Origin of the sequence: Paraburkholderia sp. SIMBA_030 (genome assembly GCF_046535245.1) — a bacterium.
GTDB lineage: Bacteria > Pseudomonadota > Gammaproteobacteria > Burkholderiales > Burkholderiaceae > Paraburkholderia.
Genome location: NZ_JAWRXB010000002.1, coordinates 272,793 through 296,585, shown reverse-complemented (window position 1 = coordinate 296,585; position 23,793 = coordinate 272,793). Strand labels below are relative to the sequence as shown.

The following is a 23,793-nucleotide window of genomic DNA, read 5'->3' as shown; positions in this document are numbered from 1 at the left end:
AAGGACCCTGGCCTGCTGCGCCAGGCGATGCTGATCGACGGCGAATGGGTGCCCGCCGACAGCGGCGAGACGCTGGATGTGCGCAACCCGGCCACCGGCGAACTGGTCGCACGCGTGCCCAATGGCGGCGCGAACGAGACCCGCCGTGCAATCGCTGCAGCCGGGCGCGCGATGCGGGTCTGGCGCAAGGCGTTACCGAAGGAGCGCGCCCAAGTGTTGCGCACGCTGTACGACCTGATGCTGGCGCACATTGACGACCTCGCTGTCATCATGACCGCGGAGCAGGGCAAGCCGCTCGTCGAATCGCGTGGCGAAATCCTGTATGCCGCTGGGTTCATCGAGTGGTTCTCGGAGGAAGCGAAGCGGGTCTATGGGGACATCATTCCCCGGAACGTCGATGGCCGGCGCATCCTCGTGCAGAAGGAGCCGATCGGTGTTTTCGCGGCGATCACACCGTGGAATTTTCCGTCCGCGATGATCACCCGCAAGGCCGGCCCGGGGTGGGCCGTCGGTTGCGCCGGGGTCATCAAGCCGGCGAGCCAGACACCGCTGTCCGCGCTGGCGTTGGCCGTGCTCGCCGAGCGTGCCGGTCTGCCGCCGGGCGTATGCAACGTCGTCACCGGCTCGGCTCGCGCCATTGGTGGCGAGCTCACTTCCAGCCCGCTGGTACGTAAGGTTTCGTTCACGGGTTCGACGGAAGTCGGGGCGCAACTGCTGGCGCAGTGCGCGCCGACCATCAAGAAGACCAGCATGGAACTGGGTGGTAATGCGCCGTTCATTGTCTTCGACGATGCCGACGTGGACGCAGCCGTAAAAGGCGCCCTCGCCGCGAAGTACCGCAACGCCGGGCAGGCTTGCGTCGCGGCGAATCGCATACTGGTGCAGTCAGGCATCTATGACGACTTCGCGAAGAAGCTGGCCGAAGCCACGGCCGCCCTCGAGGTAGGCAACGGCATGCGCGAAGGCGTGGTGCAGGGGCCTCTCATTAACGAGGACGCCGTCCGCAAGGTCGAAGAACATATTTCGGACGCGCTGTCCAAAGGTGCTCGTGTGTTTACCGGCGGCAAACGCCACGCGCTCGGCGGCTGCTTTTTTGAACCGACGGTGTTGGCCGATGTGTCTCGCGACGCCCTGATCTTCAACGAGGAAACCTTTGGACCGGTCGCGCCGCTGTTTCGCTTCGACACGGAAGACGAGGCAATCGCGCTAGCCAACGACACACCGTTTGGACTGGCCTCCTATGTGTTCGCGCGTGATGTGGGGCGTATCTTTCGTGTTGTCGATCAACTCGAGTTCGGCATGGTTGGTGTCAATGAGGGTTTGATCTCGACGGAGGTCGCGCCGTTCGGCGGGGTCAAAACCTCCGGTCTTGGCCGGGAAGGCTCGAAGTACGGTGTCGACGACTACCTCGAGATCAAGTACGTAGCGCTCGGCGGGCTTTGACGGCTTTGGACCGCATTGGCAGTCGTTGTCGTTCTGGCGGGAACGTCGCGGATTGGCATGCTTCGAATTCGCCGGCAATTAGGATACGATGTGTCTTATAATTCCGTGCTGCGCGTTTCGCGCTCACGGCAACGCGTTCGCTCGGGTTTCCCCGGCGGCGCGACGCATCGCGGCTATATTGCCGCCGACTTTCTGCTATGCCAATGAAGACAAACGCCCAGCTTTCCGTTACAGCACCTTCCGCCACAAGAGGCGTCGGCCGACCGCGCAGCGAGGAAACCCGCGCGCAGATTCTTGCGGCGACGGTTCGTCTGCTCGAAACCCGCACGGTTCAGTCGATCTCGATCGAAGCCATCGCCAAGGAGGCGGGCGTTGGCAAGGCGACGATCTACCGCTGGTGGAGTTCGAAAGCCCTCGTCGTGATCGATGCATTCATCGAACACCATGTCGTCAAGACGCCCATGTCGCACAATTTGCCGCCTGGCGACGCCATTGCGGCGCATCTGATTTCGCTGATTCACGAATACGCCGGTTGGTCCGGCAGGATCGTCGCACAGATCATTGCTGAAGGACAGGCCGATCCAGCCGTGCTGCGCGAATTCCGCGAGCGTTTTCACTATGGGCGCAGGGCGCTCGTCAGGGAAATGCTCGAAGAGTGGCGCAGTTCAACGAGCATTCGCGTGCCGCCGAACATCGAGACGTTGGGCGAACTCCTGTATGCGCCGGTCTACATGCGTTTGCTGGTTGGGAATGGTCCGCTCGACGACCATTTCGCGCAGGAGCACATCAGTTACGTCTACACGCTGTTGGGCGTCGAGGTGCCGAATGTGACGCAACTGCGCGAGCAGATGACGCGGAAAGTGTCCGCGAAAAAGACGACGCGTGGTGCACGCTGAGGCATCGGAGCATTGCAATGCAGGAAACGGAATAGACGCCGCCCTCTCTACGTAAGCGTCTCGCGACGGCCGCTCATCATTGAGCGCTGGGACGGTGTAATTTATGCATCATCCTCGCCACCCAATGGCTCGTTCACTCAGTACCCACCAAAAAAATTCAGCGGGAACTCCGAACAAGCGACCGAATTTCCCAGTCGAGTTCAAGCGGCGATTGGTTGAGCAGACCTTTGAACCTGGAGCCTCGGTATCGCTGATCGCGCGCCGTAACGATGTCAACATCAATTGGGGGTGAATCGTGAGTCCCCCCCGATTCAAGCAGCGATCGAACGCGGGATAACCCCTAAGGCGCCCGCCGATGACTGTCTTGCCCGTCCTGTCACGGCTTCTTCCTTCACCTTAACAAGATCGTTAGCTCGCCTCGCGGAAAAACATCGCCGACTGCCGCCCATCGATTCGTAGGCAAGATTCCGCGCTTGCTCCGGACGCGCACCGCGCGTGCGGTCATCCAGTGAGTAACGAGAATATAGGAGATATAGGATGCAGAGGTCAGCATGGGTAAAGGCTTCGGTCGTATGCGCGGTGTTTGCGCTGGCCGGTTGTGGCGGCAATGATAAGGTAGGAACGAGACCACACTTTGTCGCCGATATTGCGGTGCCGAACGTGAAAGCAGGGGTCAATTTTTCGTTCGATATCGGCACCACGATCGGTAACCGCTACTATTTCACCGATCGCAACAACGCGGCTCTGGACGTGATAGATATTCCGACCAAGACCTTCGTCAAGGCGATCCATGGCAGCGGGAATCTCGCATTCGCAGGTCTTGGGTCGGGCCCGAATTCGAGGTCCGGGCCCGACGGCGCAACGCCTGTCGGTAGCCTCATCTATGCCGGTGACGTCAACTCCGTGAAAATCGTCGATCCTGCTGCGGGCGCCGTGCTCACCAACATCCCTGTCAGCACCACCGGCGTGCGGACGGACGAGGGTTGTCTCGACTCGACGCACGGCACCTTCATGATCTCCAGTCCCGAAGAGCCGACACCCTTCGCGACTTTCATCAGTACCACTACGCAAAATGTGATCGCGAAAGTCACCTTCACGGACGCGGCCGGTCAACCCACTGCGGGGCTGGAGGCGTGCGTGTACGACGCGGCGAGCGACAACTTCTATGTCAACGTCGATGGAAGCACTGCAAATCCGCATGGCGAACTGGTCAAGCTGCCCGGCGCAGCGATTCGCGCGATACCGTCTGGAACGACGCAGAATTACACCGCCCTTTCGGGTGTAGCGATGTACCCGGAAGGCAATTGCGATCCGACCGGTCTTGCGCTGGGGCCGGGCACCGACATCGCCGTTGGGTGCCGCGAGGCGACTACAGGTTCGCCACTGTTGATGCAAATCTTCAACCGGGCAAGCGGCGCGCTCGTCGCTTCACTTAACGCGGGCGGCGGCGATCAACTCGAATACGACGCCGCGACGAACCGATACTACAACGCGACAAGCCGGTGGACCGCATCGGGCAACGCTTCGGCGAACGGAACGTGCACCGCGGCGTCGCCGTGCAAACCGATGCTCACGATCGTCGATGCTGGCTCGCGCAGCGTTGCGGCGCGACTGGACACCGGCAACAATGCGCATTCGGTCGCGATCGATCCCGCAACCGGGTTCGTCTTTGTTCCCTACTCTTCTGCTACCGCGCCGGCTGGTTGTCCGGATTGCGCATCGAACGGTTTCGTCAACGGAGGGGTATCTGTGTTTTCGGCCCGTTAGCAGCACGGCAAGCGGGCGATCGATATAGCCGGGGCTGACGCGCTATCAGGCGTCCAGATCCCGGCCACTTGAGGTGTGTGTTGGAGAGGAAAATGTGATTCTCGCCTCGAAGACCTGTCGTTGTCTTCATCGGTGGACACAAGGTCTCACTGACGAGTGCGGGATTAACGCTATATGTCAGAAGCGCAGACGAGCCGATAATCGTCGAATCAGATCATTTAACAGTTCAAGATGCGCGACCGAATCGACGACGAAATCACCTTTCGCAAGCTGGAAGTGCTGCTCGCATTCATGAACACCGGCAATCTGTCGAAGGCAGCGGAGGCTCTGAATGTGAGCACGGTCAGCGTGCACCGGGCGCTGCATTCGCTTGAACAAGGCGTGCGGTGTTCGCTGTTCCGGCACGAGGGCCGCAACCTTAAGTCGACGGAAGCCGCGCAGATGCTTGCCGATGTAGCACAGGAGGTGATCACGCTGATGTCCGATGGCATTCGCGCGACGCGTGAGGCAGCGGGTTACTCGTCGCATCGTCTGAAGATTGGCTCCCTGTATTCGCTGACCATCAAGACCGTGCCCAACATCGTCATCGATATCAAGGTGCGGCGGCCGATGCTTCAGGTCGAGCTCGTGCTTGGGCCGAATGCCGAACTGTTGGAGAAGTTGAAGCTCGGTGTCATCGATGCCGCCCTGATGGCGGTGCCCGACGCCGAGCCCGAAGTTGAATCCATTCCGCTGTTCGAAGATGACATCTTTTTCGCAGCGCCCGCCGGATCGCCCTACGCCAATCAGCAAGCCGTCGATTTGAGGGACTGTCGCGACGAGACATTCGTTTCGTTAGGCGAGGGCTTCGTGACGTATCGCGGCTTTCTGGAGGCGTTTCGCGTCGCGGACTTCACGCCGAACGTCACCATGAGAGTCGGCGATATATTTTCGCTGATGAACCTTGTGAGCGGCGGGGTCGGCTATACGCTTTTGCCGGGGCGTGTACGCGGTGTATTCGGCGACAAGGTGCAATTCATTCCACTGCAGCCGCGCTACCTGATGCGCCAGACCATCGGCGTGAGCTTCCTGCGTGCACGCGAACGGGATCCGAACCTGCTCGCGCTCATGGCCGTCTGCCGCCTTTGCACGAGAAGCGTCGACTGACCGTTAGGCTTCAGGCTGCCATTACCGGCGCGCCTGTTCCCGGTCAATGAGCGTGCCAAGATCCGGGAGTGAGGTCGCGCTGCATACCGCGATCCCCTCCGTGAAAATCGCGCTGCTCAGCCGGGTCAGCGTGCTGCTTGGCGGCATCTCGATCACGAGGCGCGCGCCCCGTTCCCACGCGAGCCGCACTGTATCGTCCCAGCGCACCTGCCGCGCCATGTTGCCGGCAAGATCGGCCGCGATGCGCGGACCATCGAAAAGCGGGCGTGCAATGCTGCTGCTCAGATACACGAGGTGAGGCGCGTGCACGGAGACCTGGCCGAAGGCATTGGCGAGCGCAGTCGCGGACGCGTCGAGCAAGGCGCAATGCGAAGGGACCGCCACGTCGAGACGCTCATGGCGTTGCGCTCCGTGCTCAACCGCAAGTGTTGCAAGGCGTTGCATGGCGGCATCGCTGCCCGCGACCACCATCTGCGTCTGGGCGTTGATGTTTGCCAGAAAGACCGGCATGGCCGGGCTGTTCACTTCCGCGATCAATCGTTCAAGCGCGGGCTGCGTCATGCCGACGATCGCGGTCATGCCGTAGCCGTGCGGGAAGGCTCGTTCCATCAACTGGCCGCGCAATGCGACGAGCCTGACGGCGTCGGCGTAGCGCAGAGCGCCCGCGATCACGGCGGCTGGATAGGCGCCGATCGAAAGGCCCGTGACCATGTCGGGTGTATGGCCGAAGGCGCTGATGATGCGCGCCTGGGCGACGCCCGCGATCAGCAGGCAAAGTTGGACCGCGACGGTGGAGCGCAGCGAGTTCGTGTCGTCAAGCGACAGGGCGTCGTAGCCCAGCGCGTCGCTGGCTTCTTCCAGTGCGCGAGCAACCTCGGCGTGATCCGGCAGCGCGTGCAGCATGCCGCTGCGCTGTGCGCCCTGACCCGGGAACGTGAATAGCACGCTCACGATGCGCCGGCGGCCCACGGGTCCGCTACCAGCAGGGGATCGTGCGGCTGGAGCAGGCCGTCGATGGTTTCGGGGATAGACAAGCGATTCTCCTTCACGCTGCACATGTAGGGCTTCGCGATTCAGGTGCCCATCAACGCTTTGGTAGCGAAGAAAAGTAGCGAAGGTCCGAGCAGGCAGCCGACGCCCGTGTGAAACGTCGCGATGAGCGCGCCATACGGAACGAGCCGCCGATCGGTCGCGGCAAGTCCCGCGCTCACGCCGCTGACGGTACCGGCCAGGCCGCCGAAGATCATCGCGGAGCGGGGCGTCTTCAGTCCCATGAAGCCCGCCGCGATCGGCGTGCCGACCATGACGATGATCGCCTTGATCAGTCCCGTCGCGATGCTGAGCGCAATCACGTCGGAGCTTGCACCGATAGCCGCGCCTGTCACGGGTCCCACGATATAGGTAACCGCGCCGGCGCCGATGGTCGTCATGCTGACCGCGTCGGTGTAACCAAACGCGTGTGCGATGCTCGCGCCGACGATGAACGGCAACACGGTCCCGAGCAGCAGCGATACCACGCCGATGAGACCGGCCTTGCGCGCCTCGGTGGCCTGCACCTCGAATGCGGTCGCGACGATGGCGAAGTCCCGCAGCATCGCGCCACCCATCAGGCCGACGCCGGTGAACAGCGGCAGGTCGGCGAGGCCTTTTTGTCCGCCGGTGAAAACACCGCCGAAATAGGCCAGCACGAGGCCGATCACGATGGCGATTGCCGAGCCGTGCACGCGCCCGAACGTCAGCTTGCGCGAGATCACCGACGACACCCACATGATGAGGCCGACCAGCGCGAACGAAGTCACAAGACCGTTCTGAATCAGAACTTTATCGAGCATATGCAACATGACTGACTCCTGCTTCAGATTTCTTCGAGTTTCGGGGCGTTCACGAGCGACGTGCTGTCGCTCCCGGTGCGGGAAAGGACAGCAATGCAGCACGCGCAGACGGCCGCCGCGCCAAATGCCGAAAGCAGCGCGACGGGGCCGCCCTTCAGCGCGGCAACGACGTTCTGATTGGCGGCCATCGCCACCACGACGGGGATATACATCGCGCCCCAGAAACCCACGCCCGCTTCGGTTTCCTTAGGAAGCAGCCCCTTTCTGTGCAGATAGAGGCGCAGGAAAATCAGCAGCAGCATGGCAATACCGACGCCGCCGACATTCGTCTTGACGCCGATCGCGACGCCCAGCAGGTCGCCGAAGAAGAGTCCCGCCAGATGGCAGAACGCAAGCAGGGCGGTTCCATAGATGATCATTTCGTGTCTCCTGTAATATCTTTAATGGCTTCTGATGAGCCGGTGCATGAAGCGGGGATTGGGTCAGCGCAGGTTCATCGCCACTGCTCGCGCAACTTCCGGCGAACGGTCACCGAGCTCGCGCGATGCGGGCTGCCGAGCCGGCTACCCAGGCCACGCGACGGGTCGGCGCGAATATCGTCGAAGGCGTCCTGCAGTGCCTTTTCGACGGTGGACTGATCGGCGCCGTTGGGTGCATCGGCGTTACTCACGCTCAGGAGCTTCCACAGCAGCCCGAGCGACGCATAGTTGTCGATGTCGTAGGCCATCGGCGGCACGCGCGCCGTGAACGCTTCGAGATCGGCTACCGAGCGCAACGTCACCCGCGCGGCGGATTCCTTGCCCATCGCGTGAACCATGACCTGCGGATCGGCAAGCGCGATCAGGCGGTTGGCCTGATAGCCGTGCGCGAGAAACGCACCGGACATCGCGCGTCCGACGATCAGGCCGATCACCGGGTGACCGGCGAGGCGGGCGCTCGCATACGCATCGGCGGCGCCGGCGAGCGCCTGATGGATACCGTAGGCTTCCTCGCGTCGTCCGTAAGCCTGGCTCGCGACGTCGATGACAGCAACGATCGCGCGTTTCTCCTTGCGCTCTGCATCGGCATCGATCACCTCACGTACTGCCCGCGCGATCTCCCATCCCTCGACGAGACCGACTTCGCCGCTGCGTGCGCGAGGGAACGCGCTGTCGGGGTCGGGCACCACGGCGATGAAGCGCGCGGGATGCTCGCCGAGCCGCGCATCGGCGACACGCACCGAAGGCGGATAGCCCGTCTGCAACGGCGCGCTGTAAGTGAGCGCGTCCAGCCAGACTGCGCCGCGTTTCGAAAGCGCTTCTGTGCTCATGACCTGAACCCCTTGCCGTAGATGGCGGCCGCCTGTTCCGGGGTGGCCTGTGCTTCCGGATCGATTTCGGAAAGCCGCTGCAGAAAGCCCGCGACGCGTTCGCTGCGACACGCTTCTGGACGCCCCGCGCGAAAGCGTTCGATGACGGCGGCGCGGATCGCATCGGCGTCGTCGGCGGCGTAGACGTCGACCAGCCCGGTGCGATGGCGTTGCTCGCATCCCGTGAAGCGCCAGATCATCGGACGATCGCGCGAATCGAATTCCGCGATTCCAGCCTCCTGCTCGATGACCGCCGGTCCGTTGAGTCCGAGGCGCGCTTCGCGTGTGGCAATCAGGTAGCTGCAAAGGCCCGCCGCGATCGACATACCGCCGTAGCAGCCGATCGGGCCCGCGGTAATGCCGATCACCGGCTGGTAGCGCCGCAAGTCGACGATGGCCGCGTGAATCTCTGCGATCGCCGCGAGCCCGAGATTCGCTTCCTGCAAACGGACGCCGCCGGTCTCGAAGAGAATGACAGCACGCATGGGGATGCTGTTGCGGTTGTCCTCGGCGGCGAGTTCGAGGCTGCCGGCGATCTTCGCCGCGGAGACTTCGCCCATGCTACCGCCCTGAAATCCACCGTCGATGGCGAGCACGACCGCGGGCTGTCCATCGATCTCGCCCCGGGCGACGACCGTGCCGTCATCGGCCTGCGTCACGATGCCTTGCCGCGCGAGCCACGGCGAACTCACGCGCTCGAACGGGTCGAGCAGTTCGCTGAAGGTGCCTTCGTCGAGCAGCTTTTTCGCACGGCTGCGCGCATCGAGCTCGATGAAGCTCTGGCGTTCGAGCAGTTCCTGTGTGTCCATGATCTTCATGTTCCGCCGGTTGTTGCCAGTTGTTCCAGCACCTGCCCGATACGCATGCGCACGACGCCCGGTGTCGCGCCGGAATCGTTGATCTCGATCTTCGCGGCGGGCAGCGTGCCGTCACCGAAGATGCGTTCGAGCACGGCTTGCCAGACGCGGCCCATACCATCGACGGAAGTCGTGACGTTCACCACGGTCCGGTGCGAAGCGTTCGCTTCAAGCAGCACTTCGAGGTCTCCCGACGCAACCACGCCCGCCAGCGCGCGGCCTTGCGCGGGTTGCCCCGCCGGGAATTCGAGGACGATGGTTTCCATATCCGTTCCTATGCCTTCGTCGTGTGAGGGACTTCGCTTTGAAGCCGGTTGAGAAAGAGGGCCGCGGCGAGCAGATCGGCCGCGCCGCCGGGTGACACGTGCAGTTCGACGAGCCGCCGATCCAGCATCTTCAGGTGACGGCGGCCAGCAAGCGACGCAGCACCGTCGTGCTCCAGTACGCGCCGCGCTCCGTCCTGCATCTCGGCGAGCGCGCTGCGTCCGCCGCGTGCGAGCACGCAGGTATCGTCGAGACTCGCCATGACCGCGAGCAACGCGTTCAGGCGTGCGGCCGTCTCGCTGTCGCCGCGCAGGCGTGATCGTGAGAGTTCCGGCAGCGCCACTTCCACGACGTGCGGAAAGCCGGCTTGTGCCTGGCCGCGCGCGCCGCCAACGTTGTAGTCGAGGCATGCCTGCTCGCCTTTGTTGCCGGTCAGCGCGGGTGCGTGGCGATCGGGAAAGCGCGCGATCGATCCGGCACGCGCGGCGATGCCATGTGGTGTAAGGTCGGCCGGTTCAGCCGCTGCAGCGGTCACGAGTAGTCCGAGCGCCCAGATCGCGCCGCGATGTGTGTTCACGCCACGCGTTGCGTCAAGCATGCGCGCTTCGCCGTCGCGTCCGATTGCGCCGATGTGCTCACGCAGCGCCGGCATCGACTGCATTTCGAGGCCTGCGCGCGCCAGTTCCGTGAAGGTCGGCTGCAACGCAAGCGCCGACGCGCACATCAGTTCCCAGTCGAGATCGTGATGTGCGCCGCGGCTGCGGATGTCGACGAGTCCGGGCTTCGGCGCGAGCGTGACTTCCTCGATCAGCGCCGCGACCACCTGCTCGCCCAAACGCTCGGCGAGATCGGGTGGCGCGCGTCGCGGTTGCGCCGCTTTCATTGCGAGGTTGTCGCGCATCACCAGCTCCGAAAACGCGCGGGCGGCTCATACAGGCCGTCCGACCAGTCGACCAGATCCGCCATGCTCTTGGCGGCCAGCAGCGATCGGGTGGCTTCGCTGCGATGAATGCCGAGGTCTTCGGGCAACGCGACGAAACCATCGCGGCGCAGCGTCGCGAGCTTGTCCGCACTGCTCGTGAGGCCGATGGGCGTCACGCCCGCGACCGCCGCGATCATCTCTTTCCGATGTTCGAGCGAGTGCGCTTTGTACAGATAGGCGATACCTTCCTCGGTCAGCACGTGCGTGACGTCGTCGCCGTAGATCATGACCGGCGCGAGCGGCATGCCGGACTCGCGGCCGACGTCGACCGCATCGAGCGGTTCGACGATGGTCGGCTGCCCGCCCGCCTGGAACGTTTCGACCATCTGCACGACGAGCTTGCGGCCAGGTTCGAGCGGGCTGTCCGTCTGCAGCAGATCGAGCCACGCGGGTGTGGCATGGCGGCGGCCGTGCGGATCGTGGCCCATGTTGGGCGCGCCGCCGAAGCCGGTGAGGCGCCCGTGCGTGACTGTCGACGAGTTGCCGGCGCCGTCCATCTGCAGGGTCGAGCCGATGAACATATCGACCGCGTATTGCCCCGCCAGCTGGCACATCGCGCGATTTGAGCGCATCGAACCGTCGCGGCCGGTGAAGAAGATGTCCGGCCGTTGCGCGACGTAGGCTTCCATGCCCAGTTCGCCGCCGAAGCAGTGCACGCTGTCGACCCAGCCGGTTTCGATCGCGGGGATCAGCGTCGGATGCGGGTTCAAGGTCCAGTGCCGGCAGATCTTTCCCTTGAGGCCGAGCTTCTCGCCGTAGGTCGGCAGGATCAGTTCGATCGCGGCCGTGTTGAAACCGATGCCGTGATTGAGCGACTGCACCTGATGCCGCTCGTAGATGCCGCGAATCGCCATCATCGCCATCAGCACCTGAACCGGTGTGATGAGGCGCGGATCGCGCGTGAAGAGCGGCTCGATGAAGAACGGTTTGTCTGACTTCACCACGAAGTCGATCCACGAGCCTGGGATATCGACGCGCGGCAGGTCCTTCGGGTCGTCGACGATCTCATTGACCTGCGCGATCACGATGCCGTCGCGAAACGCGGCGGCTTCGACGAGCGCAGGCGTATCTTCGGTGCTCGGGCCGGTGTAGAGATTGCCTTGTCGGTCGGCCTTGTAGCCTGCCACGAGTACGACGTTGGGTGTCAGATCAACGTAGAGCCGCGCGTACAGTTCGATGTAGGTATGGATCGCGCCGATCTCGAGGATGCCGTCCTGCAGAAACTGCGAGATGCGCAGGCTTTGGGCGCCGGCAAAGGCGAAATCGAGTTTTCTTGCGATGCCGCGCTCGAAGAGATCCAGATGCTCGGCGCGGCTCACGCTCGGGATGATGAGATGCAGGTCGTGGACGATTTCCGGATCGACACGGGCGAGCGAGCGTGACAGGAAATCAGCCTGCTTCTGGTTGTTGCCCTCGACGACCACACGGTCTCCGGGGGCGATCAGGGCTTGCAGGACTTCGACGATACGATCGGCGGGTAGAACCACGCCGTCCGCGATCGATGCGACGCGCGCGAGCCGGCGATGCTTTTCCGCGCGGCGCGTGGCCCAGCGGGATCGGGACTGACTTTGACCGGACATGTACGCTCTCGCTCAGGACATGAGGCGAGTCTAGGGAACGAGAGATTCCGGTTCAATCACGCTCGGAGTGCGTCTGTTATCTCAAGGGTAACGATCTTGAGAGCCGAAGGCTGAAAACGTGACAGGACGGGCAGGCGGGGTTGACGTCGTTGCCCTAGGGGTTTTCCCAAGCTTGTCGGACCATATATGTCGAATCAAGGGAGATCTGGCGGCAGAGCGCCGCTTGATCCGTCGCTCGACGGCTCAACGCCGCCGCATTTGCCGACCGATGGCCGAGGTCATCTCGCCCACGCCCGCGCGGTTCGCGATTTCTTCGACTACTTTCTGACGACGCAAAACGAAGTCCCGGCAGCCAGGCTCGACGCGTTAGTGCGCCGCCAGATTGCCGCGCAACTCGACGGCACGCCGGCCGCCGACGAAGCGCTGGCCGTCTGGCAGCGCTACAACGCTTACAACGCCGCACTCGCGCAGTTGCCGCAAGCGCCAACGCAAAGCGGCGCAAAGATGGACCTGAACGCACTGCAACTCGCGCTCGATCAGCGCGATGCATTGGGCACCCGGTTGATGGGCGACTGGAACGAGCCGTTCTTCGGCGGGCAATCGCAGCAGCAACACACCGATCTGGCGCGCTTGCGCATCGCGTCCGATACATCGTTGAACGACACGCAGAAAGCCGCGCGTGTTGCCGCGCTAGACGCAGCATTGCCGCCGGAAACGCGCGCGGCGCGTGAGCGTGTGCGGCAACAGCAGGCGTCGATCGACGCAATCAGTCAGGCACAAACGCAGGCGCAAAAGCAGGGCGCGTCACTTGACACGCTGCGCGCGCAGATCACGCAGACGCTCGGCCCCGAAGCGGCGGAGCGCGTCGTGCAGATGCAGCGGGCCGACGACGCCTGGCAGGCCCGCTATGCAGACTATGCAAGCCAGCGCGCTCAAATCGACAAACAGGATTTGCCGCCGCAACAGCGTGACGCGCAGATCGCGCAATTGCGCCAGCAATTCTTCACGAACCCGAGCGACGCGATGCGCGCGGCGTCGCTCGATCGCGGCCACGGTTCCGGAAGCTGACGCGCAGCAGCGAATCAACCCGGCGCTGCACCGGTCAACTGCGAATACACGTCATGCGACAGTTGCAGCAGCACCTTGCGGTCGATGCCGCCCGACACCGCGTAACCGAAATCGCCGTCCACCCAGTAGAACACGTTCACCGGCCCGTCCTGATACAGCTTGAACGCGGTGGTGTTCGCATTCGCCTCACGGCGCGAGATGCACAGCGTCACGCGCTCGCCGTTCGGGCCGCGATACATGAACTGCGCGGTCGGTCCGTCAGCGCTTGGCAACAGGCGGCCACCCGACAGGTTGAAGCCGCTCTTCGACAGCATCGGCGGATGCACGTTCGTGCCCAGCCGGTCGGACAGCCACTGCACGAAATCCTGTTCGCGATCGGCGCCGAGCTCGGCTGGCCGGTCGACGGCGGGCATGTAGACCACATGCGCCAGCGCGGCTTGCCGCGCGAGTCCTTCGGCGCCGTCCGCACTGACGGTGCGCGTGTCCGAGTGACTTGCGAGCGGCGTCATGACGTCCTGCCCCCTATGCGTGCCCACGCCAATGCCGATTCCCAGCACCAAAGCCGCGGCCATGCCGGCGAACTGCGGCCAGTTGGCAGCGATACGCCGGCGGCGCCCACCGGCCGAAGGCGCTTGCAGGCGCTTGGGCACGGGCTCGCTCAGCACGCGGTCATAGCGTTCATGGAACATGTTATTCAGCGAGAAATAATCGCTGACGCGCGTGGCCAACTCGGGACTCTGTTCGAGCGCGCGCTCCACCTCGACGCGGCGTTCGTCGGACAACGTGCCATCCACGTACGCGTGCAGGTCTTCTTCGCCGATCGGCATGTGTCGGTCGCTCATCGCACCACCTGTAATTTCGCACCGGGCTGCGTGCCCGCCATCAACGCCCGAAGCCGCTCACGCCCACGCGAAAGCCGCGACATCACCGTGCCGATCGGAATGTTCAGCGCGAGTGCCACGTCGGCGTAGCTCATTTCTTCGAGTCCGACCAGCAGCACGACTTCGCGCTGCTCCATGGGCAGGCGCTGCAACGCATAGTCGAGATCGCGCATTTCCAGCGAGCGGGTCTGATCGGATGGCACGGCGAATTCGCTTTCGTGGACGCTTTCATCGTCGACGGGGACATGCACTGCGCGCACTGAAGCCTTGCGCGCCTGATTGGCGAACACGTTATGCATGATCGTGAATAACCACGCGCGCAGATCGGTGCCTTGCTGGAACTGGCCGGTGCGGCCAAGCGCGCGTTCGAGGGTATCCTGCACCAGATCGTCGGCCAGATCCCGGTTATTGATCAGCGCTCGCGCATAGCGCCGCAAGCGCGGCACATGCTCCATCAACTCGTCACGGACATCCATTTTTCATCCCAATCGTGGGGCTTCCCGACGGGCGCCGGATTGGCGGCCATCGGCTGGGCTGCCACGCGCATCCCAAGTGTAAACACGTGTGAGCGCATTTTATTCCCTTGCTGGTTAGGCGGTCGTCGAGCGTCGGCGGGGTTCATCGCATGGTCATCAAGTCGGCGGCGCGCATCAGGCCGTGGGTGGGGGCGTTGCCGGCGACCACGAAACGCTGCCGCTGCGCCGTCCAGGTCAGCAGGCGGATATCGCCGATCCGGCGCGCGGCCCATTGCGGCTGCGACGGCCCCAGCAGCGCCAGCGAGGAAATCAGCACCACGGGCCGTCCGTCCGCATTCAGATAGACGAATTCGCTGGCCCGCTGGAACGGCCCGAGCGCCAAGGTTCTTTGTTCCACGAGCCGCAAGCCGGCCGCCGCGAGGTCGGGCGCCGACAGGCTGGTTCGCGTCGCCGACGCAGCGGAGAACTGCCCGGCAGCGGTTTCCGCGAGCGCCATGACGGCGGCGTTGCTGAGCGCCTGTGCGGGTGCCTGGGTCGCGGCGAGCCAACCGCTCGCGGATGCCAATACCAGAGCGAGCACCGCTATCGTCTTCACGGCTTTGCTGTCGCGCAGCGCAGTCGTCAACCGATGGAGTGAACCGCGCCGGTCTGCAGCGCAATCCGTCACCAGTTCGTCGGTTGTTTGAAAAGCCTGCTGAATCTGCACATTCAGTCTGCCGTAGAACGCCACGCGGCGCGCTTCCGCCGGATCCTTTCCCAGATAGTCCCTCAGGTATGCGGCGCGTTCCGGTGTCAGCGTGCCGTCGGCGTACGCCTGAATGTCTGCTTCGGAAAGCGGCGAATCGGGGCGGGAGTCGATTGGATTCATGGTGCCTGCATGTATCGAATTTCAGCTATCGAGTGGCAAACACGCGCACACATGGGTTTATTCCATGCTCTCGACAGACTATTTTCGACACCGCCGCGATACCGCCGAACAGCAGGCAAACCCGTTTTCGCGACGCTTTATTCCACGCTCGACATATGTTTTTTCATGCGTGCCAAAGCAGGAATAAAAACCGGAAACGTTGGGTTCTCCCTCATGCAAACCCGCACAAAACTCACTGGAGTTCATCATGAAGAAGATCACATTTGCCGCGTTGTCCATCGTCGTGCTCGCGGCTTCGTCGAGTGCATTTGCCGAAGGTAAGACACGTGCTCAGGTGTACCAGGAATTGATCGAAGCGCAACAGAACGGTCTTAACTACGTCACCGATGCCTCGTATCCGGACGTCAGCCCGGTTTTCGCGCAACAGGTCGAGCATCACAAGGAAGCGCTCGCCGCTCAAGCGGCCGCTGCCGGCCGCGTCGCGAGCGGCAGCGCGCCGGCCGGCAGTGCGAACTGAAGGTGTCGATAGCCGGCACGTCAGCTTTTCACCCGCTCCGAACGCGGATCATAAGGCGCTTTCAGGTGCACGGTCGCCGGCAGCAAGTCGCCGGCGACATCGATCGTGTATTGCCCGCTGTTCAGATACGCCGCATCGGCAACGCCGTCCGGATTGTTGATATAGCCCATCGCCACCGGACAACCGAGCGTGTGCCCGAACGCCGCCGAGCTGACGAAGCCGACCGGTTTGCCGTCGCGCAATGGCAATCGCGTGTTCATCGCCGGCGGCGAGTTGCGAGCGGACGATGCCGCCGCCTTCGGCGACAGCGTGCTCGCCTTTCTCCGCCAGTTCCATGTGCGCTATGCGATCGTCTCGGTCACCGCCATCGATATGCAAGGGCGTTTTATGGATGCGCTGCCCGCCGACGTCGCGTTTTCGCTCGCAGCCTTCGCGCAGGCGGATCGGCGCGTGGTCGCCGCGGATCACGCGAAGTTCGGCCACAGCGCACTGGTGCACGCCTTTGGTCCTGACGCGGTCGATCTGCTGGTCACCGACGAAGCGCCGGCGCCCGCGTTAGTCCAGGTGTTCGCCGCGGCAGGGCTGGAGGTCAGTGTCGGCGCGCCGGAGCGCGGCGGCTCCGAACCTGCCCATCTCGAAGCAGGCCCGGCAACCGGGTCCGCCCTTTAAGCTGTCCGTTCTGCGGCTCGCTCGGCCTTCACAGCCAATTCCGTCCAACGCGTAAAATGGCCGGTTACCACAGGCAATCGAGGCTGGGCAGCAACACGCCGGCAGGCGGGATTCAACGCTTTCCGCGCTGGATCCCGGTCCGCACACGATTGCCATTGCCGGCCCGAATACGGATGGAACACGCTGATGTCGTCGTTTTTTTTTGATCGAGACCAGATTGCGGACTGGATGGGTGCGCACACGTTGGCCAAAGCCCGTTCGGTCGGCGCCGTCACGAATCTGCAATGGGATGGCGACACGCTCCGCGGCGACGTACAGGGCACGCAAAGCCGCCCGTATCACACGCGGGTGCGCTTCCATCACGGGAAGCGTTCGATTTGGGCCGATGGGGAGTGCACCTGTCCGGTCGGAATCAACTGCAAGCATGCGGCCGCCTTACTGCTGGCCGAACTTGAGTATCACGAAGAGATGGACCATGTGACCCACGTCGACATGGACGAGCACTGGCCGCCCGAGCATCCGCCGGCTGCGCGAACCGGGAAACAACCGGAACCGCGCCCCGGCGTGCGCCCCGAACTGGTCAGCTGGCTCGAACGTTTTCGCGCGCGCGCCGAGGCCGATGCTGCCGTCGCCCAGAAGGCGGGCTCCGCGCGTACCCAGACGCTGGCGTATCTGCTCAACTGGTCCGACTTCCACATGCGCCATGAGGTCGTGCTGTACAAGGCACGCTGCAAGCCGGACGGCGCGATCTTCGCGGTCGACGAGCCGTGGGGCAACGTGGAAGCGGCGCTGCTGAAACAACCGAAGTTTGTCTCCGACGAGGATCTGTCGATCCTGCGCGGCCTGTGGCTGGGCCGCTCGCGTGAAGATTTCGGTCAGTTCATTCTGCGCGGCGCGAGCGGCGCCGAAATGCTGCAAAAACTGATCGCGACGGGGCGTCTGTTCTTCGAATTCAAACCCGAACCCGGCCGTCAAGGGCCGACACCGTTGTCGCGCGGCGCCGACCGGCCCGGGCGGATCGAATGGGAGCCGCTTGCGGACGAGCGGCTGCGGCCCGCGCTGTGCACCGAGCCGCGCGCCAGCATGGTGCTGCCCACCGAACCGGTCTGGTACGTGGATGGCGTCTCGAATGAGGCCGGCATCGTCGAGTTGTCGTTGCCGTTCCAGCAGTTGCCCGACTACCTCGCGATGCCGCCGATCTCGCTCGCCGAAGCGCCGCTGGTCGCCGCGGTGCTGCGCGAGATCGCGCCCGATTTGCCGCTGCCCCCCGCGCACGACGCGTCGGCGATCCGCGTGATCGACGTCGATCCGGTGCCGGTGCTGACGCTCAATAGCCACGCGCTGCCGTCCGGCGGCAAAACCGGCCAGCGCAAGCCCGAGGCGATGGAACTCGCCGGCGTCAGCTTCGACTATGAGGGCATCAGTATCAACGTGGACAGCAGCGTCACGCTGGTGCCGGTGCCGGGCGGCGACGTGATTCATATCCGGCGTCGCTACGAGGTCGAAAAGAAACGCCTGCTCGAATTGCGCAAGACCGGTTTGCAAAGAGTCCCGACCAGCCGCGGCTACGCGTCGCGGTTATTGCCAGACACGATGCTCGGCCTGCCGGACGCCGACGCGTGGTCCGCCTTCGTCAACGACGCCGTGCCGGACCTCGTGAGCAAAGGCTGGCGCGTCACCATGGCGCCGGCGTTCCGCTACAACGTCATCGAGATCGACGCGATCGACGGCACCGCGCATCAGGCCGGCGACGGCTGGTTCGATCTGGAGATGGGCATTCGGATCGGCGAGCGCAACGTGCGGCTAGAGCCGCTTCTGGCCGATCTGTTCCGGCGCGACCGGCGCTGGCTGGGCGGCGCGCTGGAAGCGATCGCCGACGACGAGCCGATCGAGCTGAAGACCGAAGAGAACAAGCGTCTGCGGCTGCGCGCCGACCGGCTGAAACCGGTGGTGCGCGTGCTGGTCGACCTGTTCGACGCGTTGGGCGGCTCGCTTGCCGACGGCGCCGCGCTGCGCGTGCCCGCCGTCGATGCAGGCCGGCTGGAAGCGCTGAACAGCACCGGCCGTTGGCAATTTCAGGGCGAAGATTCGATACGCCAGCTGGCGCAGCGCCTGCAGGCCGGGCCGGGTTTGCACGAGGTGCCGGTGCCGCGTGGCCTGCGGGCTGAATTGCGCGCGTATCAGCAGCAGGGGCTGAACTGGATGCAGTTTCTGCGCGAACACGACCTGGCCGGCGTGCTGGCCGACGACATGGGGCTTGGCAAGACCGTGCAGACGCTGGCGCACATCCTCGCCGAGAAGGAAGCCGGGCGGCTCGGGCGTCCCGCACTGATCGTGGTGCCGACCACGCTCGTGCACAACTGGCGCGAGGAAGCGCGCCGCTTTGCACCCGCACTGAAAGTGCTGGTGCTGAACGGTCCGCAGCGCAAGGAGCGCTTCGAGCAGATCGGCGAACACGAACTGATTCTGACGACGTACGCGCTGCTATGGCGCGATCAGAAAGTGCTTGCCGAGCACGACTATCACTTGCTGATTCTCGACGAGGCGCAATACGTCAAGAACGCGGCCACCAAAGCCGCGCAGGCAATCCGCGGGTTGCGCGCGCGGCATCGGCTGTGTCTGACCGGCACGCCGCTGGAAAATCACCTCGGCGAATTGTGGTCGCAGTTCGACTTCCTGCTGCCGGGCTTTCTCGGCAGCCAGAAAGACTTCACCAAACGCTGGCGCAACCCGATCGAGAAAAACGGCGACGGCGTGCGCCGCGCATTGCTGGCGCGCCGTATCCGGCCGTTCATGCTGCGCCGTCGCAAGGACGAGGTCGCGAAGGAATTGCCCGCCAAGACCACCATCGTGTGCTCGGTCGATCTGGAAGGCGCGCAGCGCGATCTCTATGAAACCGTGCGCACGGCAATGCAGGAAAGAGTGCGCGCGGCGGTCAGCGCGCAAGGCCTTGCGCGCAGTCACATCATCGTGCTCGATGCGTTGCTGAAACTGCGCCAGGTATGCTGCGATCCGCGCCTCGTCAAGGCGATCAAGGCTGATAAGGAGGCGGGCGAGAGCAGTGAGAAGGTAAAACAGGTCGGGAAGGGCGTGCGCGTCACGCGTTCGGCCAAGCTCGATCTGCTGTTGTCGATGCTCCCGGAGCTGATCGAGGAAGGGCGGCGCGTGCTGCTGTTCTCGCAGTTCACCGGCATGTTGTCGCTGATTGCCGAGGCGCTCGAGGAAGCCGCGATTCCCTATGTGATGCTGACCGGCGACACCGCCGACCGCATCACGCCGGTCGAGCGGTTCCAGCAGGGCGAGGTGCCGTTGTTCCTGATCAGCCTGAAGGCGGGTGGGGTGGGCCTGAACCTGACCGCCGCCGACACGGTGATTCACTACGACCCGTGGTGGAACCCTGCCGCCGAGAATCAGGCGACCGACCGCGCGCATCGGCTGGGGCAGGACAAGCCAGTGTTCGTCTACAAGCTGATTGCGGCGGGCAGCATCGAAGAGAAGATCGTCGAGTTGCAGGAGCAGAAGGCGGGACTGGCCGACAGCATTCTGTCCGAAGATGCCGCCGGCGCCACCAAGTTCTCGGACGACGATCTCGATGCACTGTTCGCGCCGATGCCGGAGATTGAAGAGGGGAGATAGACGCGCCGTTGCGCGCAGGTGCTGGCTTCTCAGGCGTGCGCTGCGCGCGCGAGCACCTCGTCGACCCACTGATTGATGCTCTTGCCGGCGGCCGCTGCTGCGATGCCTACCGCAGCATGCACTTCGGGTCGAATCCGCAGCATCAGTTTTCCGGATGCCGGCTTTTGCGGATCGCGTCCGGTTTTTGCGCAGTCTTCCAGATAGTGATCGACCGCTTGATGAAAATCTTCAGTCAGTTCAGAAACGGTTTCACCATGGAAGCTGATCCGATCTGAAACGCCGAGTACACGCCCGACAAAAATGTTCTCACGCGGATCGAATTCGACCCGCGCGAAATAGCCTTTGTATGTCATCGAGTTCATCACGGCTTGACTCCCAGTTCGATAAACCACTTGCGCAACTCTTCCACCTGATACTTTCTGGCCTCTTTGCCGGGATGCGGACGATGCAAATATCGGCGGCTGCCGCGCAATTCGAAGGCGACGCGAGACCCAGCGCCGTCTCGTACTTCCCCGCCGAGTGTAGTGATCAACGCCTCAATTTCTGTGAACACGATACCGCCGTGTGTTGGCCTTCTGAACAGTGCATGTAGCGTGTTGAGATGTTTAGATCGCATGTGTATGCTAGCAAAAAGTGATATCAATCGCAAACATACTGAAGTACTGGACGAGACGCGATTGCGACCATCCCGTTTTCATGCTGCGCGCCGTTGCCGCGTGTCTATTCGGACCATGCGGAACCACTTTGACGCTCGACTAAAAGCGCTGAGTTCCCAGCCGATCGGCTAACGGTTTTTGTTTTTCTTCAGCACCCATCTAACAATCTTTAAACCATTTATTTTGAGACTGTTCTTATACTGTCTCGCAAATTGTCAAATTGTGGTTTCCGGAATGCGGGAGACAGCGTGATACGACAAGGCAGACGGGGCCATTCACCGTGCGGGCGAGACCAGCTAACCCGAAGTACGACCTCCAGAGGTCGATATTTGAATATAAAGGCGTGCCCGAGCGAGAGCCTGAGAGAGCTTGGGGACAATCAGGGAGCGGCTCGCGATGCACCGAGCCGGGCCGGATAGCCGCTTAATGGCATCCGGGAAAAAGCACGGCCATTTTCGATTATGATGATTCGCCTCCTCGGCTATTGACGCGACAAAGCAAAAATACGCGCCAATTTCGAGACAAAGCGGCGACGGATGTAAACCAGGCGCGGGGGCGAGGCGTCCGATAATCGGAATAGAGCGAAGTCGGGGATGAAACGAGAAACCGGTTCGGCGGTGTTGCAGCCGCCATCCCGGCCATCGACCGGCCTACCAGCCACCAGATACGAAGGACGATGTCGCGTTGCGGGGTTCTATGAGAATTGCAGTCCTTGATGACGATCCGGCTCAGGCCGATCTTGTATGCCAAACGCTGTCGACGGCCGGCCATATCTGTCACGCCTTCGGCGCGGGCCGTGAACTGGTGCGGCAGTTGCGGCGCCAGACGTTCGATCTGCTGGTGCTCGACTGGAACGTGCCCGACATGTCCGGCGAGGAGGTGTTGCGTTGGGTGCGCGAAAGCCTGTCCGAGCGTTTGCCGGTGCTGTTCATGACGAGCCGCGGCCGCGAAACCGACATTACATCGATCCTCAACACCGGCGCGGACGATTACGTCGTCAAACCGGTTTCGGGGGCGGTGCTGCTGGCGCGCGTCGGTTCGCTGCTGCGCCGCGCGTATCATCTGAAGCCGGCCGCGGCGAAGGAAGTCTTCGGCGAATTCGAGTTCGATCTGGGCGCGAAGCACGTGGTGGTGCGCGGCACGACGGTGACCGTGACGCAGAAGGAATTCGAACTCGCACTGCTGCTGTTCCAGCATCTGAGCCGGCCGCTGTCGCGTGCACACATTCTCGATGTGATCTGGAAGCAGGCGACCGACATCCCCTCGCGCACCATGGACACCCACGTATCGATGCTGCGCAGCAAGCTGGGATTGCGTCCGGAGCACGGCTATCGTCTGACACCGATCTATGGCTATGGCTACCGGCTCGAACGGATCGAGTCCGGCGCGTCCGTCGCGGGCGACGAAGAACGCTCCGAAGTGGGGGGCGCGTGACGGTTTCCTTCGACGCGGCAGCGCGCGGCCTCGCGCGCTCGCCGGGCCGCCGGGTCTGCGCGGTGCTGGGCTCGGGTCTGATCGCCATCACGTGCTTCGCGCCGGCGTTGGCCGAGGCCCAATCGTCCCGCCCGCCGAAGCCACGTGCAAAGGCCGCCGCGCCAGTCTATGTTTCGTACGTCACCCACGATGGCGACACGCTGTACGACATTGCGGGCCACTACATGCGCGATCCGCATGATTGGGCGCTCCTGAGCCGTCTGAATCAGGTGCCCGCGCCACGCCGCATGCCAGCAGGAATCGCGTTGCGGCTGCCGGTCAGCCAGCTCAGGCAGGATCCGGAAGCGGCGCGCGTGATCGCGACGAGCGGTCCAGCCGAGCACGCGTTCGGCAAGAATCCGTACACACCGCTGATAATCGGCGCAACGCTCGGCGAAGGCGATCACGTCCGCACCGGCCATAACGGCTTCGTCACGCTGGAGTTGCCGGACGGCTCGCACGTGTCGGTGTCGCAGAATGCCATGCTCGAGATCGACACGCTCCGGAGCACTGCACTCACCGGCGCGGCCAACCGGGTCCTCGATCTGCATCGTGGCGAAGTCGACAGCCAGGTCACGCATGCGACCAGGAAGGACGACCGCTTCCAGATTCGTTCGCCCTCGGTAGTCGCGGGCGTGCGCGGCACGCATTTCAAGGTTGCCTACGACGGCGACGCGCGCACCACCGCGGTGGAAGTGCAGGAAGGCGCGGTCGGTGTCGATCCCGCCGGCGCCGACGGCTACGCGAAGGCACCGCCGCCGGGCGTGCCGTTGCAGGCGTCCACGCAACTCGTCAAGGCGCGCTTTGGCAGCATCACGCGCACCGGCGGCGAAATCGGCGCGCCGATCGAGTTGCTGCCCGCGCCGGCGCTTACCGATCCGGCCAAAGTGCAGGACGGCAAGACGGTCGGCTTCGACCTCGTGCCGGCCGCGCGCGCGGTGGCCTACCGCGTGCAGATCGCGCGCGATGCCGATCAGCTCGACCTGATCCGCGATCTGCGCGTGAGCGTGCCGCATGCGGACTTCGGCGATCTGGCCGATGGCACCTATTTCGTGCGCATCGCCGCAATCGACGACCATGGGCTCGAAGGGTTGCCGCAGGTGTACGGCTTCGACCGGCGCCAGCTTGGGCTGGATGCGTCGGCGGGGCCGCGCGCCGGCAGTCGCGACTATGTATTCCGCTGGTTCGTCAGCCGCTCCGATGTCGAGACGCGCTTCCGTTTCGTGCTGGCGACGTCCGACGATCTGCGTCATCCGATCATCGATCGCACCGATCTGACGAGCGGACAACTGGTCGTGAGCGATCTGCCGCGCGGCGTTTACTATTGGACCGTCATCGCCGAACAGTTCGAAAATGGCCGCTTCTATGAGAAGAGCAGTTCGATCCGCTCGTTCACACTTGCGCGCTGATGCCGATAGAATCGCAGACTGAGTC

23 protein-coding genes and 2 pseudogenes are annotated in these 23,793 nt (G+C 63.6%); 11 read left to right on the top strand and 14 right to left on the bottom strand.

Translation table 11 applies throughout. From position 1 onward, the window contains the following. Positions 1 to 27 precede the first annotated feature (27 nt). The 5 genes from SB772_RS04495 (at position 28) to SB772_RS04475 (ending at position 5,252) form a co-directional block, all read left to right on the top strand. Complete coding sequence (locus tag SB772_RS04495) at positions 28 to 1,443, top strand: NAD-dependent succinate-semialdehyde dehydrogenase (protein ID WP_410832073.1); 1,416 nt, start codon at positions 28 to 30, stop codon at positions 1,441 to 1,443. Positions 1,444 to 1,646: 203 nt separating this feature from the next. Further along, positions 1,647 to 2,339 (top strand): TetR/AcrR family transcriptional regulator, encoded by a 693-nt coding sequence (locus SB772_RS04490; RefSeq protein WP_410832072.1) that lies wholly within the window; start codon positions 1,647 to 1,649, stop codon positions 2,337 to 2,339. A 103-nt stretch (positions 2,340 to 2,442) separates the two neighbouring features. Further along, the gene (locus SB772_RS04485; RefSeq protein ID WP_410832071.1) at positions 2,443 to 2,631 is read left to right on the top strand and encodes a transposase; all 189 of its coding nucleotides are present in this window, start codon (positions 2,443 to 2,445) and stop codon (positions 2,629 to 2,631) included. A gap of 245 nt (positions 2,632 to 2,876) precedes the next feature. After that, positions 2,877 to 4,106 carry a hypothetical protein gene (locus tag SB772_RS04480; protein WP_410832070.1) on the top strand — a complete coding sequence of 410 codons (1,230 nt, stop codon included), beginning with the start codon at positions 2,877 to 2,879 and terminating at the stop codon, positions 4,104 to 4,106. Positions 4,107 to 4,337: 231 nt separating this feature from the next. Further along, the gene (locus tag SB772_RS04475) at positions 4,338 to 5,252 is read left to right on the top strand and encodes a LysR family transcriptional regulator (protein WP_410832069.1); all 915 of its coding nucleotides are present in this window, start codon (positions 4,338 to 4,340) and stop codon (positions 5,250 to 5,252) included. Positions 5,253 to 5,273: 21 nt separating this feature from the next. Here SB772_RS04475 and mdcH read toward each other — a convergent pair whose 3' ends face one another. The 8 genes from mdcH to mdcA form a co-directional block, all read right to left on the bottom strand. Further along, on the bottom strand, positions 5,274 to 6,203 hold the full coding sequence (gene mdcH, locus SB772_RS04470) for a malonate decarboxylase subunit epsilon (RefSeq protein ID WP_410832068.1): 930 nt from the start codon (positions 6,201 to 6,203) through the stop codon (positions 5,274 to 5,276). A gap of 122 nt (positions 6,204 to 6,325) precedes the next feature. Further along, positions 6,326 to 7,093: a malonate transporter subunit MadM gene (madM, locus tag SB772_RS04465; protein WP_410832067.1), complete on the bottom strand. Its 768-nt coding sequence runs from the start codon at positions 7,091 to 7,093 to the stop codon at positions 6,326 to 6,328. 14 nt (positions 7,094 to 7,107) lie between these two features. After that, positions 7,108 to 7,503, bottom strand: coding sequence for a malonate transporter subunit MadL (gene madL, locus SB772_RS04460; protein WP_410832066.1), 396 nt, complete (start codon positions 7,501 to 7,503; stop codon positions 7,108 to 7,110). 74 nt (positions 7,504 to 7,577) lie between these two features. Next, complete coding sequence (gene mdcE, locus SB772_RS04455; RefSeq protein WP_410832065.1) at positions 7,578 to 8,393, bottom strand: biotin-independent malonate decarboxylase subunit gamma; 816 nt, start codon at positions 8,391 to 8,393, stop codon at positions 7,578 to 7,580. Beyond that, complete coding sequence (locus SB772_RS04450) at positions 8,390 to 9,241, bottom strand: biotin-independent malonate decarboxylase subunit beta (RefSeq protein WP_410832253.1); 852 nt, start codon at positions 9,239 to 9,241, stop codon at positions 8,390 to 8,392. The genes mdcE and SB772_RS04450 overlap by 4 nt, the downstream gene beginning before the upstream one ends. A 5-nt stretch (positions 9,242 to 9,246) precedes the next feature. Continuing rightward, positions 9,247 to 9,555 carry a malonate decarboxylase subunit delta gene (locus SB772_RS04445; protein WP_410832064.1) on the bottom strand — a complete coding sequence of 103 codons (309 nt, stop codon included), beginning with the start codon at positions 9,553 to 9,555 and terminating at the stop codon, positions 9,247 to 9,249. A gap of 8 nt (positions 9,556 to 9,563) precedes the next feature. Continuing rightward, positions 9,564 to 10,454: a triphosphoribosyl-dephospho-CoA synthase gene (locus SB772_RS04440; RefSeq protein ID WP_410832063.1), complete on the bottom strand. Its 891-nt coding sequence runs from the start codon at positions 10,452 to 10,454 to the stop codon at positions 9,564 to 9,566. Further along, positions 10,454 to 12,115, bottom strand: a complete 1,662-nt coding sequence (mdcA, locus tag SB772_RS04435; RefSeq protein WP_410832062.1) for a malonate decarboxylase subunit alpha — start codon at positions 12,113 to 12,115, stop codon at positions 10,454 to 10,456. Before mdcA ends, SB772_RS04440 begins: the two co-directional genes overlap by 1 nt. A gap of 186 nt (positions 12,116 to 12,301) precedes the next feature. Between mdcA and SB772_RS04430 the strand changes: the two genes are divergently transcribed. Beyond that, a complete protein-coding gene (locus SB772_RS04430) occupies positions 12,302 to 13,183 on the top strand; it encodes a lipase secretion chaperone (RefSeq protein ID WP_410832061.1) in 882 nt (293 codons plus the stop codon). Positions 13,184 to 13,197: 14 nt separating this feature from the next. Here the strand turns inward: SB772_RS04430 and SB772_RS04425 are convergent, their stop codons facing one another. From SB772_RS04425 to SB772_RS04415, 3 genes are all read right to left on the bottom strand, one after another. Continuing rightward, positions 13,198 to 14,025 (bottom strand): anti-sigma factor family protein, encoded by an 828-nt coding sequence (locus SB772_RS04425; RefSeq protein WP_410832060.1) that lies wholly within the window; start codon positions 14,023 to 14,025, stop codon positions 13,198 to 13,200. Beyond that, complete coding sequence (locus SB772_RS04420; protein WP_410832059.1) at positions 14,022 to 14,540, bottom strand: sigma-70 family RNA polymerase sigma factor; 519 nt, start codon at positions 14,538 to 14,540, stop codon at positions 14,022 to 14,024. The genes SB772_RS04425 and SB772_RS04420 overlap by 4 nt, the downstream gene beginning before the upstream one ends. Before the next feature lie 142 nt (positions 14,541 to 14,682). After that, entirely contained in the window at positions 14,683 to 15,408 is a 726-nt protein-coding gene (locus tag SB772_RS04415) for an anti-sigma factor family protein (protein ID WP_410832058.1), read from the bottom strand. 247 nt (positions 15,409 to 15,655) lie between these two features. Here SB772_RS04415 and SB772_RS04410 point away from each other — a divergent pair, with 247 nt between their 5' ends. After that, the gene (locus tag SB772_RS04410) at positions 15,656 to 15,925 is read left to right on the top strand and encodes a DUF4148 domain-containing protein (RefSeq protein WP_410832057.1); all 270 of its coding nucleotides are present in this window, start codon (positions 15,656 to 15,658) and stop codon (positions 15,923 to 15,925) included. 20 nt (positions 15,926 to 15,945) lie between these two features. Here the strand turns inward: SB772_RS04410 and SB772_RS04405 are convergent. Continuing rightward, positions 15,946 to 16,167 (bottom strand): annotated as a pseudogene (locus SB772_RS04405) (glycine cleavage T C-terminal barrel domain-containing protein); the annotation flags it as partial. On the opposite strand from SB772_RS04405, the pseudogene SB772_RS04400 reads away from it, so the two are divergent. Together SB772_RS04400 and SB772_RS04395 are read left to right on the top strand one after the other, a co-directional pair. Then, positions 16,154 to 16,594 (top strand): annotated as a pseudogene (locus tag SB772_RS04400) (hypothetical protein); the annotation flags it as partial. The pseudogenes SB772_RS04405 and SB772_RS04400 sit on opposite strands and share 14 nt — an antisense overlap. Positions 16,595 to 16,780: 186 nt before the next feature. Beyond that, positions 16,781 to 20,230: an SNF2-related protein gene (locus SB772_RS04395; RefSeq protein ID WP_410832056.1), complete on the top strand. Its 3,450-nt coding sequence runs from the start codon at positions 16,781 to 16,783 to the stop codon at positions 20,228 to 20,230. A gap of 29 nt (positions 20,231 to 20,259) precedes the next feature. Here SB772_RS04395 and SB772_RS04390 read toward each other — a convergent pair whose 3' ends face one another. Beyond that, the gene (locus tag SB772_RS04390; RefSeq protein ID WP_410832055.1) at positions 20,260 to 20,595 is read right to left on the bottom strand and encodes a type II toxin-antitoxin system HicB family antitoxin; all 336 of its coding nucleotides are present in this window, start codon (positions 20,593 to 20,595) and stop codon (positions 20,260 to 20,262) included. Beyond that, positions 20,592 to 20,783: a type II toxin-antitoxin system HicA family toxin gene (locus tag SB772_RS04385; protein WP_410832054.1), complete on the bottom strand. Its 192-nt coding sequence runs from the start codon at positions 20,781 to 20,783 to the stop codon at positions 20,592 to 20,594. Before SB772_RS04385 ends, SB772_RS04390 begins: the two co-directional genes overlap by 4 nt. Positions 20,784 to 21,582: 799 nt before the next feature. On the opposite strand from SB772_RS04385, the gene SB772_RS04380 reads away from it, so the two are divergent. After that, positions 21,583 to 22,320, top strand: coding sequence for a response regulator transcription factor (locus tag SB772_RS04380; protein WP_410832053.1), 738 nt, complete (start codon positions 21,583 to 21,585; stop codon positions 22,318 to 22,320). After that, entirely contained in the window at positions 22,317 to 23,768 is a 1,452-nt protein-coding gene (locus SB772_RS04375) for a FecR domain-containing protein (protein ID WP_410832052.1), read from the top strand. The genes SB772_RS04380 and SB772_RS04375 overlap by 4 nt, the downstream gene beginning before the upstream one ends. Positions 23,769 to 23,793 lie beyond the last annotated feature (25 nt).